This is a genomic window from Chlorobium sp. (assembly GCF_049593655.1).
Classification (GTDB): domain Bacteria; phylum Bacteroidota; class Chlorobiia; order Chlorobiales; family Chlorobiaceae; genus Chlorobium.
Genome location: NZ_JBAWHG010000040.1, coordinates 1 through 14,057 on the forward strand (window position 1 = coordinate 1; position 14,057 = coordinate 14,057).

A 14,057-nucleotide genomic window follows, 5' to 3' on the forward strand; every position below is an offset into this window, starting at 1 on the left:
AGTTTAGACAATGGTAGACACCAAAACAAGAAAAGCCCTGATTTTACAGGGCTTTTCGGACTACATAAGACAGCTCTGAACTGTCTCATGGCGGAGAGGGTGGGATTCGAACCCACGGTACACTTGCGCGCACAGCGGTTTTCGAGACCGCCCGATTCAACCACTCTCGCACCTCTCCGTGTTGTATTGCAAAAACTTACAGACTTTTTTCCGCCGGATCTGATGTTTTTCAACATAGGGTGTGAATATAATAAAATCCTGAATCTTTTTGGAAATTCTTTTAATCCGGCCCTGCAGAACGGGAAACGAAAAAAGCCCCGGTGGATACCGGGGCTTTTTCTGTTCCTGAGCGGGAAACGAGACTCGAACTCGCGACCCCAACCTTGGCAAGGTTGTGCTCTACCAACTGAGCTATTCCCGCGTTTATGAAGGCATAAATATAAGGATATTTCAAAACTGTGCAACACCTGCCTGAAATTTTTCGGAGGAAAAAATCAGGCCCGAAAACCCGTTTTATTTACGCTTTCCGGCTGTGCCGGAATGCCGTCCCTGCGTGACTGGATAGTGGCGCGCCATCTTCTTTCCAGGCTCCGCGCCCTTTCTTTTCAAGCCCCGTCAGGAGCGGCATACCGGCGGCGAGGGTACGAAAAACCCCATCTCGTTTCAGAGGCCGAGTGCGGTGATGATGGTTTCCATATCCTTGTCGCCGCGACCCGAGAGGCTGACCGCGATGATCGAATCGCGGCTCATGGTTGCGGCCCGGGTGATGGCGTAGTGCATGGCATGGGCCGATTCGAGTGCGCAGATGATGCCTTCGGTCTCGGCCAGCGTTTTCAGGGCATCGAGCGCTTCCCTGTCGGTGGCCGAGGTGTAGGTCACCAATCCGGTTTCCTGCAGGTGGCAGTGTTCCGGTCCTACGCCGGGATAGTCGAGACCGGCTGAAATGGAGTGCGCTTCAAGCACCTGGCCGTCTTCGGTCTGCAGCAGCTTGATCATGGCTCCGTGCAGTACGCCGGGAGAGCCGAGGGTAAGCGATGCCGCGTGCAGCCCATTGAGCCCTTCGCCCGCGGCTTCGACGCCAACCAGTTCGACGCCGGGCACATCGTTGAGGAATTCGTAGAACATGCCTATGGCGTTGCTTCCGCCCCCAACGCATGCGGTGACGACATCCGGCAGCCGGCCGGCCTGTTCGAGGATCTGTTTTTTCGTTTCCCTGCCGATAACGGCCTGAAAGTCGCGCACGATCATCGGGTAAGGGTGCGTGCCCACAACGGAGCCGATGATATAGAAGGTGTCCTCGGGGTTGTTCATCCAGTCGCGGATAGCCTCGCTGGTGGCGTCCTTGAGCGTTCTGGATCCGCAGGATACCGGCCGTACCTCGGCTCCGAGCAGTTTCATGCGTGCGACATTCGGAGCCTGCCGTCGAATATCTTCCTCTCCCATATAGACGATGCAGTCGAGACCGAAGAGCGCGCATACCGTTGCCGTGGCTACGCCGTGCTGCCCCGCGCCGGTTTCGGCAATGATGCGCCGCTTGCCCATTCTGCGGGCGAGCAGAACCTGGCCGAGAGCGTTGTTGACCTTGTGGGCGCCGGTATGGCAGAGATCCTCCCGTTTCAGGTAGATGGCCGCGCCTCCGGTCTTCCGGCTGAGGTTTTCGGCATGATAGAGAGGGGTCGGCCGACCGACATAATCGCGAAGCAGTTTTTCAAGCGTCGCATTGAAATCGGGATCGTTTTTTGCTTTCAGGTATTCCGATTCGAGATCGGCAGCATTTTTTATGAGGGTTTCGGGGATGAATTTTCCACCGAAAACACCGAAATGCCCCTTTGCATCGGGAGCAGAATAAGGAGTCGAGGACATGAACCTAAAGGACTATTGTTTTTTTCGAGGGCCGGTCAGTAGAGCGGACAGAGAAAAGTCAACGGTACTGCAACAATAAAATAATATATTGAAACTTTTCAGAGATACCTATGAAAGATAACCTTGTCCATCCGTTCCGGGGAGTTGTTTTGTGAGTGTTTCGAGGCGTACCATAGTGATTGCCGCTGCGCTGGGCATGCTCGTCAATACCGGCCTGCCCGGGTTGCCGTCGCCGGCGTATGCTGCCGGACAGCCGTCGGCTGCCGGAGGGGTTGCGGTTGCCGGGGACGGAGCAGCCATGCAGTCTCCGCAAAGCACCATATCCTTTTCGGCAAGGGATTCTGTTATCTACCGTTTCGACCGGAAGACCATGGAGCTTCTGGGGAAAGCGCGCGTCGAACGCGATTCCACCACGGTTTCAGCGCCGAAGATCAACGTCGATCTGCAACGTTCGACCCTCGACGCTTTCGCGGCGCCTGCAGGAGCCGCCGGAAAGCGTGAACCTGCGGTGTTCACCAACCGCGACGGCAGTTTCAATGCCGACAAGATCACCTATACGTTTACCTCCGGAAAAGGTGAGACCTCCAATATATCGTCGCGTTCATCGGGCGTGATTTTCAGCGGGCAGAAGGTTACCAGGCTCGAAAACGGCGAGATGATCGTGCGGGACGGCACCTTTACCACCTGCGACGACGAGGATCCGCATTACTGGGTGTCGTCGGGCTACATGAAAATCATTCCCGACAGCCGGATTATCGCCAGTCCGTTCATCATGTATATCCGGCCGGAAATCTTCTCGAAGCGCCTGCCGGCCATTCCCATTCTGCCGCTTCCCTTCATGATTTTTCCCCTCCGGGAAGGTCGGGCCTCGGGGCTGCTGATTCCCCGTTTCAGTCACGACAGCGACCGGGGTTACTATTTTTCCGATCTGGGCTATTTCTGGGCGATCAACGACTATACCGATCTGCGCATCGAAGGCGATATCGCTTTCAACGGAAGCTGGCGTCTGGGGCAGCGTTTCCGCTACAACACCCGTTACGAGTATTCCGGGATGCTTGAAGGGGAGTTCGAACGCTACCTGGCGGGGGATTCAGGGGACTCCGACTACGAGAAATACGACAGCTGGAACCTGCGCTTCCTGCATCACCAGAATTTCGGTCCCACGGCTGCCCTCGACATGAACCTGCGGTTTCAGGGCGGGGATCGCAACTACGACCTGAACACCATCGATACGGAGACCATCGTCAACGAGCAGTCCGAATCCTACGCCTCCTACGGCAAGACCTTCGACGACGAGAACAGTATCGCAACGGCCAGTTTTCAGATGACCGACGACTTGAGAAGCAGCGACCAGAGCGTGCTTATGGGCATCGGGTTCTACCAGAACCGGTACTATCCATTCCGTTCGGGCCGTCTGGGGACTTTCGACGACTGGCGCGACAGGCTTTCGGTCACTTCCGGCGCGTCGTTGCGGGGACTGTTCTCTTCGAACGACGGCCTCGATTCGTCGGAATACCTTGCCGAAGCCGGAGTGCAGGTCGGCTATTACCAGGAGTTTTCGGAAGGTAACAAAGCGCTCTTTACGCAGGGGATATCCTTGCAGGGAACCCTGCTCGACGACGATCTCAACGACGACGATCGCTACGGGATGAGGCTTCAGCTTCCGCTTCGCATGCAGTCGACGCTTTTCCGTCACTTCAACGTCAACGCGGGATTCACCTTCAACCATTACGTTGTCGGCAACGATCTCCTGAAGAGTTTCGACGGCACCGGTGTCGTAAGCACGGAGAGGACCGGTTCGGAAGGGTATTCCACCTTCAATTTCAGCACGGACATTTCCACCCGGCTGTACGCGAGCATGGAGACGCCTTTCCTTCAGGGCCTGACCGGTCTGAAGGCTCTGCGCCATACGCTCATACCTGTTATCTCCTATACCTGGAATCCGGATTTTACCGGTTCGGGGTACGACTATTACAGTGCCGTATACGATGGCGCCGGCTATCTGCGTTACAACCGCTTCGAACATTCGGTCTATCACGACATACCCGAAGGCCAGAGCACGATCGGGTTTATGCTCAAGAACCTTTTTCACGGAAAACTGGGACCGTCCGACCCGAATGGCAGCGGTCCGGACCGCACCGTGCATCTGCTTTCGCTTGCGGCATCGACCTCGTATAACATGGCTGCGGACGAATTCCGCTGGTCGCCTCTGCTCGTTACCGCGTCGAGCAGCGCGATCTCGCCGAACTTTCTCATGAGCGCCGGCGCCCTGTATGATTTTTACGATTACGACCGGGCGAGCGGCGAGAGAGTCAACCGTTTTTATGCGGAAGGGGGCAACGGACTGCTCCGGTTCGTGAGCGGCTATCTCAACATGAGCCTCAATCTCGAAGGGAAGAGCCTGACCGGCGGTTCGGGAAGGCCCGAAGCGCTTCGCGCCGAACAGGCGATTTTCCGTGAACGGTTCAACAACGGGGATTTCACCGACATCGATTACTCCATTCCCTGGAAACTCCGTATGTCGCTCTATCTGCAGTCCGACCGTCCGAACCCGCTCGATAAGGCTGAAACCACGGCGCTCCTGAACGTTTCGGCCAAAGCCGCCCTGAGCAGGAACTGGCAGGTTGGTATCAATACCGGTTACGATATCGAGCAGAACAAGTTTGTTTTTCCGATGCTTCAGGTCTTCCGCGACCTTCACTGCTGGCAGATGGGATTTCAGTGGGTGCCATCGGGAGAGTACAACAGCTACTATTTCCAGATCGGTCTGAAAGCGCCCCAGCTTCAGGATATACGCTTCAGGACGGGCGGCAAGACCAGAGGATGGACCGACTAGGGCGGCGCAGCGTCGCTTCCTCCGGGGAAAAACTCAGCAGATAGAGTCGAGTATGTTTTCGAGCCTTTCATTGAAGGCTTCGGGGGCGTCGTGGTGAATGCAGTGCGACGCTTTCGGAACGATGAAGGCTCCTGCCTGCGGGAGAAGCTGCTGGAACTCCGGGATGATCCTGTGCGGTGGCAGCGCGCTGTCTTCGGCTCCCCAGATGAGGGCGGCCTTCCCCTTGTACCGGCACGGCCGGGCGAGATGGTCAAGGGTGAAATCCTGCGGCCGGCGCGAGGGCGAGAGGTAGGACCATATGGCGCCCCTGTCCTGCAGCGGCCGAGTGAACTGGTTGATGAGACGCAGATCGACCTTGCTCTGGTTGTAGTAGGTTGGCGCAAGGCTCTGACTTACGCCTACCGGATTTGCAAATGCCGTGAAAAGTACCTCTCCGATCATCGGCGATCCCACCAGTCCGAAAAATACCTTTGCCATGCCGTCCATGCTGTCGCCGTAAAGCCCCGAAGGGTTGGCAAGCACGAGTGCGCGTACTTTTTCAGGTCTGAGATGGGCGTAGTAGATACTGCCGGCTCCACCCATCGAATGTCCAACCAGAATAACCTCGTCAAGTTTTTTCAGATGCAGGAATGCTTCAATCTGTGCGGCAAAGAGCTCGAGGCTGTAGCGGACATTGGGTTTCTGCGACCTGCCGAACCCGATGAGGTCCATGGCGTAGATCTTGTGTCTTCCGGCGAAATGCGGAATATTCTGGTCCCAGTGTTCGATCATCGCCCCGTATCCGTGAAGGAAAAGCAGGGGTGGTTGGCCGGAAGAATCGGCGGTTCCGGTTTCCTGGTAACGTATTCTGGCCTCATGCTCGGGGGATAGCTGCCACAGGAAATACTGATCTTTTGGAGAGCTGCTCATGGTTGAAAACCGGAATATTATCCTGAAGGAAAAAATTAAAATATAAAATGCTTCAAACTAATTATAATCCGGAGGTATTTAATACAGGTTAGAGCTATGAAACTCACTATACTGATTTTTTATGCTGCAGGTTTCAAGAAAATTCGAATACGGGCTCCACGCGGCGGCTTATCTTGCCACCAGAGGTTCCGGAAGGGTGGTAACGGTAAAGGAGATGGCCGACGAGATCGGCTTTTCGCAGGAGTTTCTCTCCAAAGCGATGCAGAGCATGAAAAAAGCCGGGATTACCGAGTCGGTTCAGGGAGTCAAGGGCGGTTACCGGCTGGCCAGAAAGCCTTCCGAGATCACCATTGCCGATATCGGGGTAGCCATTGAAGGCAAGCCGCATATGACCCGATGCGTGGTCAAGATCACCAGTTGCGAGATTTTCGACCAGTGTTCCTATCGCGGATACATGAACTCATTGCAGGATCGCATACAGGGGCTCATGTCGGCAACGACCATAGCCGAGCTGCTGGTGAAGAGTGAGGGCGAGCCCGAAGGCGGACGTGATTCCGGGTGAGCGGATGCGACATCCTGCAGACCCGGTTTTTCTGTCCTCCGGATTGTATATTGCCGTGTCCCTTTCAATGAAAGTTTCACCATTCAAGTAATGCCCATTTCCGCATCTACGGACACGGTTCCTGTCGAGACCGTCCTTCCCGATATCATTCTCCGGGGTATCCGTACCCACAACCTCAGAAACATTACTGTCCACATACCGAGGAACCGTTTTGTGGTGCTGACGGGCGTAAGCGGTTCGGGGAAGTCGAGCCTGGCTTTCGACACGCTTTATGCCGAAGGGCACCGGCGTTATGTGGAGTCGCTTTCGGCTTATGTGCGTCAGTTTCTCGAACGGATGCCCCGCCCCGATATCGAGGTCGTCGAAGGCATCGCTCCGGCAATTGCCATCGAGCAGAAAACCATACCGAAAAACCCCCGTTCGACGGTAGGTACGGTTTCGGAAATCTACGACTACCTCCGGCTGCTCTATGCACGCATCGGCAAAATATACTCCCGTGACACCAATGAACTGGTTCTCAAGCACAATCCCGAGGACCTCAGCTGTCAGGCCCGTTTTTTTGACGAGGGCACGAAGTTTTTCGTTGCCTTTCCCTTTCCCTGCCACAAGGATGCGGCCATGCACGACTGTTCGGCCGAAGCGGAGATCGCCAACCTCCTGAAGAAAGGCTTTTTCCGGATTATCGAGGGTGACAGCGTTGTGGACCTGAACGAGGAACAGCACTCCCTGCGTATCGGCAGGATGGGGCGCCAGGAGCTTGCCGGACTTTTCGTGCTCGTCGACCGCTTCATCGCGCGTCCTGACGAGAAGGTGTACAGCAGGATCGAGCAGGCCGCCGAGACAGCTTTCGCAGAATCGGGTGGCTATGCCGTGCTCAAGGTTGCCGGAGGCCGGCTGTTCAGGTTCAGCGACAGGCTCGAACTGAACGGCATCGAGTACCAGGAACCCTCGCCTCAGCTTTTTGCTTTCAATTCGCCGATAGGAGCGTGCACCCGATGCCAGGGGTTCGGCAGAATTGCCGGAATCGACGAGGATGCGGTCATACCCGATAAATCGCTGAGTCTTGCAGAGGGCGCGATCGTCTGCTGGACATCGGAAAAATACCGCTGGAACTGGACCCGGCTGCTTGCCTTGGCGCCGAAGGCGGGTATTCCGGTCGATATTCCCTATGAAAAACTCTCCTACCAGCACAAGGAGATGATCTGGAAAGGCATTGCCGGCCAGGAGGAGCGCTACAGCGGAATCTGGCCGTTTTTTGCCGAAATCGAGAAGGATGCCGGCTATAAAATGCACTACCGCGTTTTCCTGAGCCGTTACCGGGGTTATGCGACCTGTCCGGAGTGTGAGGGGAGCCGCCTCAATGCCGATGCGCGGCTCATCAGGATTTCAGGCCGTCATATCGGCGAGGTGACCCGCATGAACATCGGCGAGGCCTACGAATTTTTCACCACGCTCGATATTTCGCCCTTCGACCGCAAGGTTGCCGAAGCGGTTCTCGAGGAGATCCTCAAGCGGCTGACCTATCTGCTCGAGGTCGGTCTGAACTATCTTACGCTCGACCGTCTCACCCATACGCTCAGCGGAGGGGAGTTCCAGCGCATCAACCTTTCGACATCCATCGGTTCGCCGCTTGTCGGCGCAATCTATATTCTCGACGAGCCGAGCATCGGGCTCCACCAGAGCGACTCGGAACGGCTGATCAGGCTGCTCAGAAAGCTGCGCGATCTTGGCAATACGGTCGTTGTGGTCGAGCACGACCGCGAGATTATCGAGGCGGCCGACGAGGTGATCGATCTCGGCCCAAGGGCGGGACGAGAGGGAGGCGAGGTGGTTTTTCACGGCACCATAGCGGAAATGGCGGTTTCGGGAACTTCGCTGACGGCGGATTATCTCAACGGAAAAAAGGTCATTCCGGTGCCCGCCGTCCGACGCAAACCCGATTTTTCGGAAGCCATCGAGATCCGGGGCGCCATGCAGAACAACCTGAAGAACATCGATGTGCGTTTTCCTCTCGGCGTGATGACCTGCGTGACCGGCGTGAGCGGTTCCGGAAAATCCACCCTCGTCAACGATATTCTCAAGAACGGGATTCTCCGCGAGAAGGAGGGGGGCCGGGAAAAGGTGGGTACGCACCGCTCGATTTCGGGCGCGGGCCTTATCGACCGGGTCGAACATGTCGATCAGTCGCCGATCGGCAAGTCGAGCCGGAGCAATCCGGCCACCTACATGAAAATCTTCGACGATATCCGAGCTCTTTTCGCCCAGACCAGGGATGCGAAGGCAAGAGGGTGGAAGGCCGGCTATTTTTCCTTCAACATTCCGGGTGGCCGTTGCGAAAGCTGCGCCGGCGAGGGAAGCGTGAAAATAGAGATGCAGTTCCTGGCCGATATCGAAGCGGTCTGCGAGGAGTGCAACGGCCTGCGCTACAAGCAGGAGACGCTCGACATCAAACTCCGGGGGCTTTCCATTGCCGAGGTGCTCGATCTGACCGTCAGCGAGGCAATCGGGTTTTTCGGCAGCGAAAAGGCGATTGTGCGACGGCTGCAGGTACTCGATGAAGTCGGGCTGGGCTACGTACGGCTTGGGCAGTCGTCAAGCACCCTGTCTGGGGGTGAGGCACAGCGGCTCAAGCTTGCCGGCTTCATAGTCCGCGCCGACATCGAGCATACGCTGTTTCTTTTCGACGAGCCGACAACCGGACTGCATTTCGAGGATATCAACAAGCTGATCCGCTGTTTTGAAAAGCTGCTCGAGCAGCACAATACCCTGGTCATCATCGAACACAACCCGGATATCATCAAGCAGGCGGACTGGATTATCGATCTTGGACCCGGAGCCGGAGACAAGGGCGGTTCGCTCGTTGCGGAGGGAACTCCCGAAGCCGTTGCGGCTTCGGCCGTGTCGCTGACGGGGCTTCACCTTAGGCCCTATCTTTCCACGGGTGTCTGAACCGGAAAAGGGAGGCGGTCATCATCCGAAGGGATCGTCTTCGAGCGCTCCCCCGTGCAGCCTTATGTGGGGGAAGTGCGACTGGGATGTTCTTTCAACCCATACCGACCCGCCCTTGTGTCGGGCGGCCTCGTTTTCCGATACCGACACCCGGTTGCCTGCCAGTGCGGCTACCTCTTCGAGAATTGCAATATGCTTCCGGTCTTCGGCAGTCGCCGTATCGTCCCGCATTTTCGAGCGCAGACTTTCGAGTTTCTCCATGGCTACCTTGCCGATGGTGCAGTAGTACTGGTTATCGCCTGATTTCATGGGAACCGATGGTATAGCTGGATATGTCCGATAGTTTCGATCTTTCTCTTCATGGTACAGAAACAGTTTGGAGAGGGAAAATTTTTTTTTATACTTAGGTGTTCTTTTAGCACTCTCTTCGGTTGAGTGCTAAAAGGTTGATCTGATCCAGTGCAATCGAACACGATCGTTCTCTCAACCCAAATAAAAACAAGATAAGACAATGAACTTGAAACCCTTAGCTGATCGGGTTATTGTTAAGCCGGCTCCGGCTGAAGAGAAAACCAAAGGCGGACTTTTCATTCCCGACACCGGTAAAGAAAAACCGCAGTACGGTGAAGTTGTTGCTGTAGGTCCGGGCAAAGTTGCCGATAACGGACAGCTTCTCGACATGCAGGTCACGGTTGGCAAGAAAGTGCTGTACGGAAAGTATTCCGGCACCGAAGTGAATGTTGAAGGTGAAGACTACCTGATCATGCGTGAGTCGGACATTTTCGCAATTCTTGACTGATTCGTTTAACCATTTACCAACCCATTCCAGGAGGAACGCGTTACAATGACTGCAAAAGATATTCTTTTTGATTCCGACGCCAGGGCAAAGCTCAAAGTCGGCGTTGACAAACTGGCCAATGCCGTGAAAGTCACCCTCGGACCTGCCGGCCGCAATGTACTCATCGATAAAAAATTCGGTGCTCCTACCTCGACCAAAGACGGCGTGACCGTCGCAAAAGAGATCGAGCTCGCCGACGCTGTCGAGAACATGGGCGCACAGATGGTTCGCGAGGTCGCTTCGAAAACCAGTGACGTTGCCGGCGACGGTACCACTACCGCGACCGTGCTTGCACAGGCTATCTACCGCGAAGGCCTGAAAAACGTTGCCGCAGGCGCACGTCCGATCGACCTGAAAAGAGGCATCGACCGCGCAGTGAAAGAGGTTGTCGCCGAGCTGCGCAACATCAGCCGCAGCATCTCCGGCAAGAAGGAGATTGCACAGGTCGGCACCATTTCGGCCAACAACGATCCTGAAATCGGCGAACTGATTGCCGAAGCCATGGACAAGGTCGGCAAGGACGGCGTCATCACCGTCGAAGAGGCCAAAGGCATGGATACCGAGCTGAAGGTTGTCGAGGGTATGCAGTTCGACCGCGGCTACCTCTCTCCGTACTTCGTGACCAATCCCGAAACCATGGAAGCCGAGATCGAAGATCCGCTGATCCTCATTCACGACAAGAAGATCGGCAACATGAAAGAGCTGCTTCCGATCCTCGAAAAATCGGCCCAGACCGGTCGTCCGCTGCTCATTATCGCTGAGGACATCGAAGGCGAAGCGCTGGCCACCCTCGTGGTCAACAAGCTCCGCGGCACCCTGAAGGTCTGCGCCGTGAAGGCTCCGGGCTTCGGCGACCGCCGCAAGGCAATGCTCGAGGATATCGCCATCCTTACCGGCGGCACCGTAATCTCCGAAGAGAAGGGCTACAAGCTCGAAAACGCTACGATCGCCTACCTCGGTCAGGCCGGCCGCGTCAACATCGACAAGGATAACACCACCATCGTCGAAGGCAAGGGAACCCAGGAGGACATCAAGGCACGCATCAACGAGATCAAGGGCCAGATCGAGAAGTCCACTTCCGACTACGATACCGAAAAGCTGCAGGAGCGTCTTGCGAAGCTTTCCGGCGGTGTCGCCGTGCTGAACATCGGCGCATCGACAGAAGTCGAAATGAAAGAGAAGAAAGCCCGTGTCGAGGATGCCCTGCACGCCACCCGCGCTGCAGTCCAGGAAGGCATCGTGGTCGGCGGCGGCGTAGCCCTTATCCGTGCGATCAAGGGTCTTGCCAATGCGGTTGCTGACAACGAAGACCAGAAAACCGGCATCGACATCATCCGCCGCGCACTCGAAGAGCCGCTTCGTCAGATCGTTGCCAACACCGGCACCACCGACGGCGCTGTTGTGCTCGAAAAAGTCAAGGCTGCTGAAGGCGACTTCGGCTTCAACGCACGCACCGAGCAGTACGAGAATCTCGTCGAGGCAGGCGTTGTGGACCCGACCAAAGTAACCAGAAGCGCTCTCGAGAACGCCGCTTCGGTTGCCAGCATTCTGCTTACCACCGAAGCTGCCATTACCGACATCAAGGAAGAGAAGTCCGACATGCCGGCAATGCCTCCGGGCGGAATGGGTGGAATGGGCGGCATGTACTGATCCCGCTTTCCGGCCATAGCCAGACAAAGCCATCCCGAATGTTCTTCGGGATGGCTTTTTTTATGTCCTTCCGCACGATTAAAAGCGGAGAATTCCATACCTTTACAGAAAACTTCAGCAACCGTAACCATTTCCTGACATGAAAGCCGTTATCCTGATAAGCGGGGGAATGGACAGCCTCGTTACAACGGCCATCGCCGCCGAAGAGGGATTCGAACTGGCCGCCATGCACATCAATTACGGGCAGCGAACCTGGCAGAAGGAACTCGAATGTTTCCGTCTTGTCTGCACGCACTACGGCATCACCCGGCGGCTTGAAATCGATGCAGGCTACCTTTCCCAGGTCGGAGGCTCCTCTCTTACCGATCCATCCATGCCGGTCAGCGGAGCGGATCTGCAGGGGACGGACATACCTACCAGCTATGTGCCTTTCCGCAATGCCGGTTTTCTGTCGATGGCCGTGAGCTGGTCGGAGGTGATCGGGGCCGGAAAGATTTTCATCGGAGCGGTCGAGGAGGATTCGTCGGGCTATCCCGACTGCCGTCAGGCATTTTACGACGCCTTTAACAGGGTTGTCGAGCTTGGTACGAAACCCGATACCGATATCCGCATCGAAACGCCGCTTATCGCCATGCAGAAGAGCGGCATCGTGCTTAAAGGCATGGAGCTCAGGGCTCCCTTCGAGTACAGCTGGTCGTGCTATAAGAGCGAGGGTATGGCCTGCGGTGTGTGCGACAGCTGCGCCAGAAGGCTCAGGGCGTTCGAGCTGAACGGGATGCCCGATCCGATTGACTATGAGGTGAGGCCGAAGTATATTTGAAATCAGTAGTCAGTAGTCAGTAGGCTGGAGTTGTGACTTTTTGTCCACAACGTCCATGTCGTCCACAACGTCCACTTTTTAACATGACCTTTCCAGAATTAAAAAAAAACATGAAACCGGTTAAAGCGTATTCTGCAGGATTTTCCGCTCTCGACGAGCGGCTCAAGCTGTCATTCGGCCTTATGGCCCTGATATGGATCGCGGGTCTTGTGGGTCATTTCACGCCGCTTCTGGAGTGGCCGGCGCTGTTCATCTATGTTGTCGGCTCCATCGGTCTTGTTCTCTGGCGCGGCCGAACGTTCCATGAATGGTCCGATATGTACCTTGCCGGAGGCGACCTTCGCAAATCGCTTCTGTGGGGAGGAGTGGCCGGCGGCCTGCTGTTTGCCATGGACGTCATGAACACGGTGATGTACTACAAAAACGGTGGCGCGCCGATGGGGGAGATGGTGAACATTCTGGTGAACCGTTACATGCTGTTTCTTTTTCCCGTGCTGGTGCTGGCCGAGGAGTTTCTCTGGCGGGGTATCATGTTCGCCGCCATGATCGAAAAGGGGTACAACCGGCACCTGACGGTGTTTCTTACCGCCATGTTCTATGTCCTGAACCATTTCGCGGTTGCGCCCGTCGGTTTGCGGGAGCGCGCCCTGATGGCCATGATGGCTTTTCCCATCGGCATTTTCGGAGGCTATCTGGTGCTGAAGACCCGTAATGTATGGGGAAGCGTGCTGGTGCATATGATCACCATGATCTCGATGATCCTTGATATTTTCGTTATTCCGCAACTTCTGTTCTGAGCGTTCGCCGCTTTTTGCCATGAAAAAAAATCGAATCACCACTCTTCTTGAAGGCGAAAAAAAGCTGCTGATCGCCTACTACATGCCCGAATACCCGGTGGAGGGGGCAACGCTGCCGGTGCTCGAGGCGCTCCAGGAAAACGGAGCCGATATCATCGAACTCGGCATTCCGTTTTCCGATCCGGTAGGCGACGGGCCTGTTATCCAGGATGCCGCGCAGACCGCCATCCGCAACGGAGTAACGGTCAAGCACCTTCTGGAACTGGTACAGAAGGCCCGTGCGGGAGAAGGGTGCCGTAAAGTCACTGCGCCGATCCTGCTTATGGGTTACTGCAATCCGCTTATCGCCTACGGCGGGGACTGTTTTTTGCATGATGCAGCCGATGCGGGCGTCGACGGACTGCTCCTGCCCGATCTTCCACCCGAGGAGGCGGAGGATTTCCTTGAGAGGGCGAAAAGTTTCGGCCTCACGGTGGTCTTCCTCATCTCTCCGGTAACGCCTCCGGAGCGTATCGAGATGATCGACGCTCTTTCGACCGATTTTTCCTACTGCCTTGCCGTCAATGCCACAACCGGAACGTCCAAGCTTGCCGGAGCCGAAGGCGACCAAGCCGTTGAGGAGTATCTGAAACGGGTCAGGGCTCATACCCGGAAGAAATTTGTCGTTGGGTTCGGCATCAGGGACAAGGCGCGCGTTGAACAGATGTGGCGTTTTGCCGACGGCGCCGTTGTGGGTTCCGCGCTGCTGCAGCATCTTGCCGGTGCAGCCAGCCCCGCCGAGACCTCCCGGCTTGCCGGCGAGTTCTGGCGCAGCCTGCGCTGAAAGGCTGTTT

Annotated in this window: 11 protein-coding genes and 2 tRNA genes; 8 read left to right on the forward strand and 5 right to left on the reverse strand. The window is 56.1% G+C overall.

Features of this window, described 5'->3' with window-relative positions; genetic code table 11:
* Positions 1-88 precede the first annotated feature (88 nt).
* The 3 genes from WBP50_RS06385 to trpB all read right to left on the reverse strand — a co-directional run bounded on the left by WBP50_RS06385 (position 89) and on the right by trpB (position 1,863).
* Positions 89-178, reverse strand: a tRNA-Ser gene (locus WBP50_RS06385).
* 170 nt (positions 179-348) lie between these two features.
* A tRNA-Gly gene (locus tag WBP50_RS06390) sits at positions 349-421 on the reverse strand.
* Between the two features lie 242 nt (positions 422-663).
* On the reverse strand, positions 664-1,863 hold the full coding sequence (trpB, locus tag WBP50_RS06395) for a tryptophan synthase subunit beta (RefSeq protein ID WP_423932542.1): 1,200 nt from the start codon (positions 1,861-1,863) through the stop codon (positions 664-666).
* Positions 1,864-2,014: 151 nt separating this feature from the next.
* Between trpB and WBP50_RS06400 the strand changes: the two genes are divergently transcribed.
* Positions 2,015-4,699, forward strand: a complete 2,685-nt coding sequence (locus tag WBP50_RS06400) for a putative LPS assembly protein LptD (RefSeq protein ID WP_423932543.1) — start codon at positions 2,015-2,017, stop codon at positions 4,697-4,699.
* Positions 4,700-4,732: 33 nt separating this feature from the next.
* Here WBP50_RS06400 and WBP50_RS06405 read toward each other — a convergent pair whose 3' ends face one another.
* On the reverse strand, positions 4,733-5,608 hold the full coding sequence (locus WBP50_RS06405; RefSeq protein WP_423932545.1) for an alpha/beta fold hydrolase: 876 nt from the start codon (positions 5,606-5,608) through the stop codon (positions 4,733-4,735).
* A 121-nt stretch (positions 5,609-5,729) separates the two neighbouring features.
* Here WBP50_RS06405 and WBP50_RS06410 point away from each other — a divergent pair, with 121 nt between their 5' ends.
* Together WBP50_RS06410 and uvrA are read left to right on the forward strand one after the other, a co-directional pair.
* Positions 5,730-6,170: an RrF2 family transcriptional regulator gene (locus WBP50_RS06410; RefSeq protein ID WP_423932547.1), complete on the forward strand. Its 441-nt coding sequence runs from the start codon at positions 5,730-5,732 to the stop codon at positions 6,168-6,170.
* 90 nt (positions 6,171-6,260) lie between these two features.
* On the forward strand, positions 6,261-9,119 hold the full coding sequence (uvrA, locus tag WBP50_RS06415; protein WP_423932549.1) for an excinuclease ABC subunit UvrA: 2,859 nt from the start codon (positions 6,261-6,263) through the stop codon (positions 9,117-9,119).
* A 21-nt stretch (positions 9,120-9,140) separates the two neighbouring features.
* Here uvrA and WBP50_RS06420 read toward each other — a convergent pair whose 3' ends face one another.
* On the reverse strand, positions 9,141-9,428 hold the full coding sequence (locus WBP50_RS06420) for a hypothetical protein (protein WP_423932551.1): 288 nt from the start codon (positions 9,426-9,428) through the stop codon (positions 9,141-9,143).
* A gap of 202 nt (positions 9,429-9,630) precedes the next feature.
* Between WBP50_RS06420 and groES the strand changes: the two genes are divergently transcribed.
* The 5 genes from groES to trpA all read left to right on the forward strand — a co-directional run bounded on the left by groES (position 9,631) and on the right by trpA (position 14,047).
* Positions 9,631-9,918: a co-chaperone GroES gene (groES, locus tag WBP50_RS06425; RefSeq protein ID WP_012465471.1), complete on the forward strand. Its 288-nt coding sequence runs from the start codon at positions 9,631-9,633 to the stop codon at positions 9,916-9,918.
* 45 nt (positions 9,919-9,963) lie between these two features.
* Complete coding sequence (gene groL, locus WBP50_RS06430) at positions 9,964-11,607, forward strand: chaperonin GroEL (RefSeq protein ID WP_423932552.1); 1,644 nt, start codon at positions 9,964-9,966, stop codon at positions 11,605-11,607.
* Positions 11,608-11,746: 139 nt separating this feature from the next.
* Complete coding sequence (gene queC / locus WBP50_RS06435) at positions 11,747-12,427, forward strand: 7-cyano-7-deazaguanine synthase QueC (RefSeq protein WP_423932553.1); 681 nt, start codon at positions 11,747-11,749, stop codon at positions 12,425-12,427.
* 110 nt (positions 12,428-12,537) lie between these two features.
* Positions 12,538-13,224: a CPBP family intramembrane glutamic endopeptidase gene (locus WBP50_RS06440; RefSeq protein WP_423932555.1), complete on the forward strand. Its 687-nt coding sequence runs from the start codon at positions 12,538-12,540 to the stop codon at positions 13,222-13,224.
* Between the two features lie 19 nt (positions 13,225-13,243).
* Complete coding sequence (gene trpA, locus WBP50_RS06445; RefSeq protein WP_423932557.1) at positions 13,244-14,047, forward strand: tryptophan synthase subunit alpha; 804 nt, start codon at positions 13,244-13,246, stop codon at positions 14,045-14,047.
* The last annotated feature ends 10 nt before the right edge of the window (positions 14,048-14,057 follow it).

Excerpts from the sequence above, each read along its gene's own strand:
- trpB (WP_423932542.1), bottom strand. The coding sequence starts at position 1,863 with ATGTCCTCGACTCCTTATTCTGCTCCCGATGCAAAGGGGCATTTCGGT.
- WBP50_RS06405 (WP_423932545.1), bottom strand. The coding sequence starts at position 5,608 with ATGAGCAGCTCTCCAAAAGATCAGTATTTCCTGTGGCAGCTATCCCCC.
- WBP50_RS06410 (WP_423932547.1), top strand. The coding sequence starts at position 5,730 with ATGCTGCAGGTTTCAAGAAAATTCGAATACGGGCTCCACGCGGCGGCT.
- uvrA (WP_423932549.1), top strand. The coding sequence starts at position 6,261 with ATGCCCATTTCCGCATCTACGGACACGGTTCCTGTCGAGACCGTCCTT.
- WBP50_RS06420 (WP_423932551.1), bottom strand. The coding sequence starts at position 9,428 with ATGAAATCAGGCGATAACCAGTACTACTGCACCATCGGCAAGGTAGCC.
- groES (WP_012465471.1), top strand. The coding sequence starts at position 9,631 with ATGAACTTGAAACCCTTAGCTGATCGGGTTATTGTTAAGCCGGCTCCG.
- groL (WP_423932552.1), top strand. The coding sequence starts at position 9,964 with ATGACTGCAAAAGATATTCTTTTTGATTCCGACGCCAGGGCAAAGCTC.
- queC (WP_423932553.1), top strand. The coding sequence starts at position 11,747 with ATGAAAGCCGTTATCCTGATAAGCGGGGGAATGGACAGCCTCGTTACA.
- WBP50_RS06440 (WP_423932555.1), top strand. The coding sequence starts at position 12,538 with ATGAAACCGGTTAAAGCGTATTCTGCAGGATTTTCCGCTCTCGACGAG.
- trpA (WP_423932557.1), top strand. The coding sequence starts at position 13,244 with ATGAAAAAAAATCGAATCACCACTCTTCTTGAAGGCGAAAAAAAGCTG.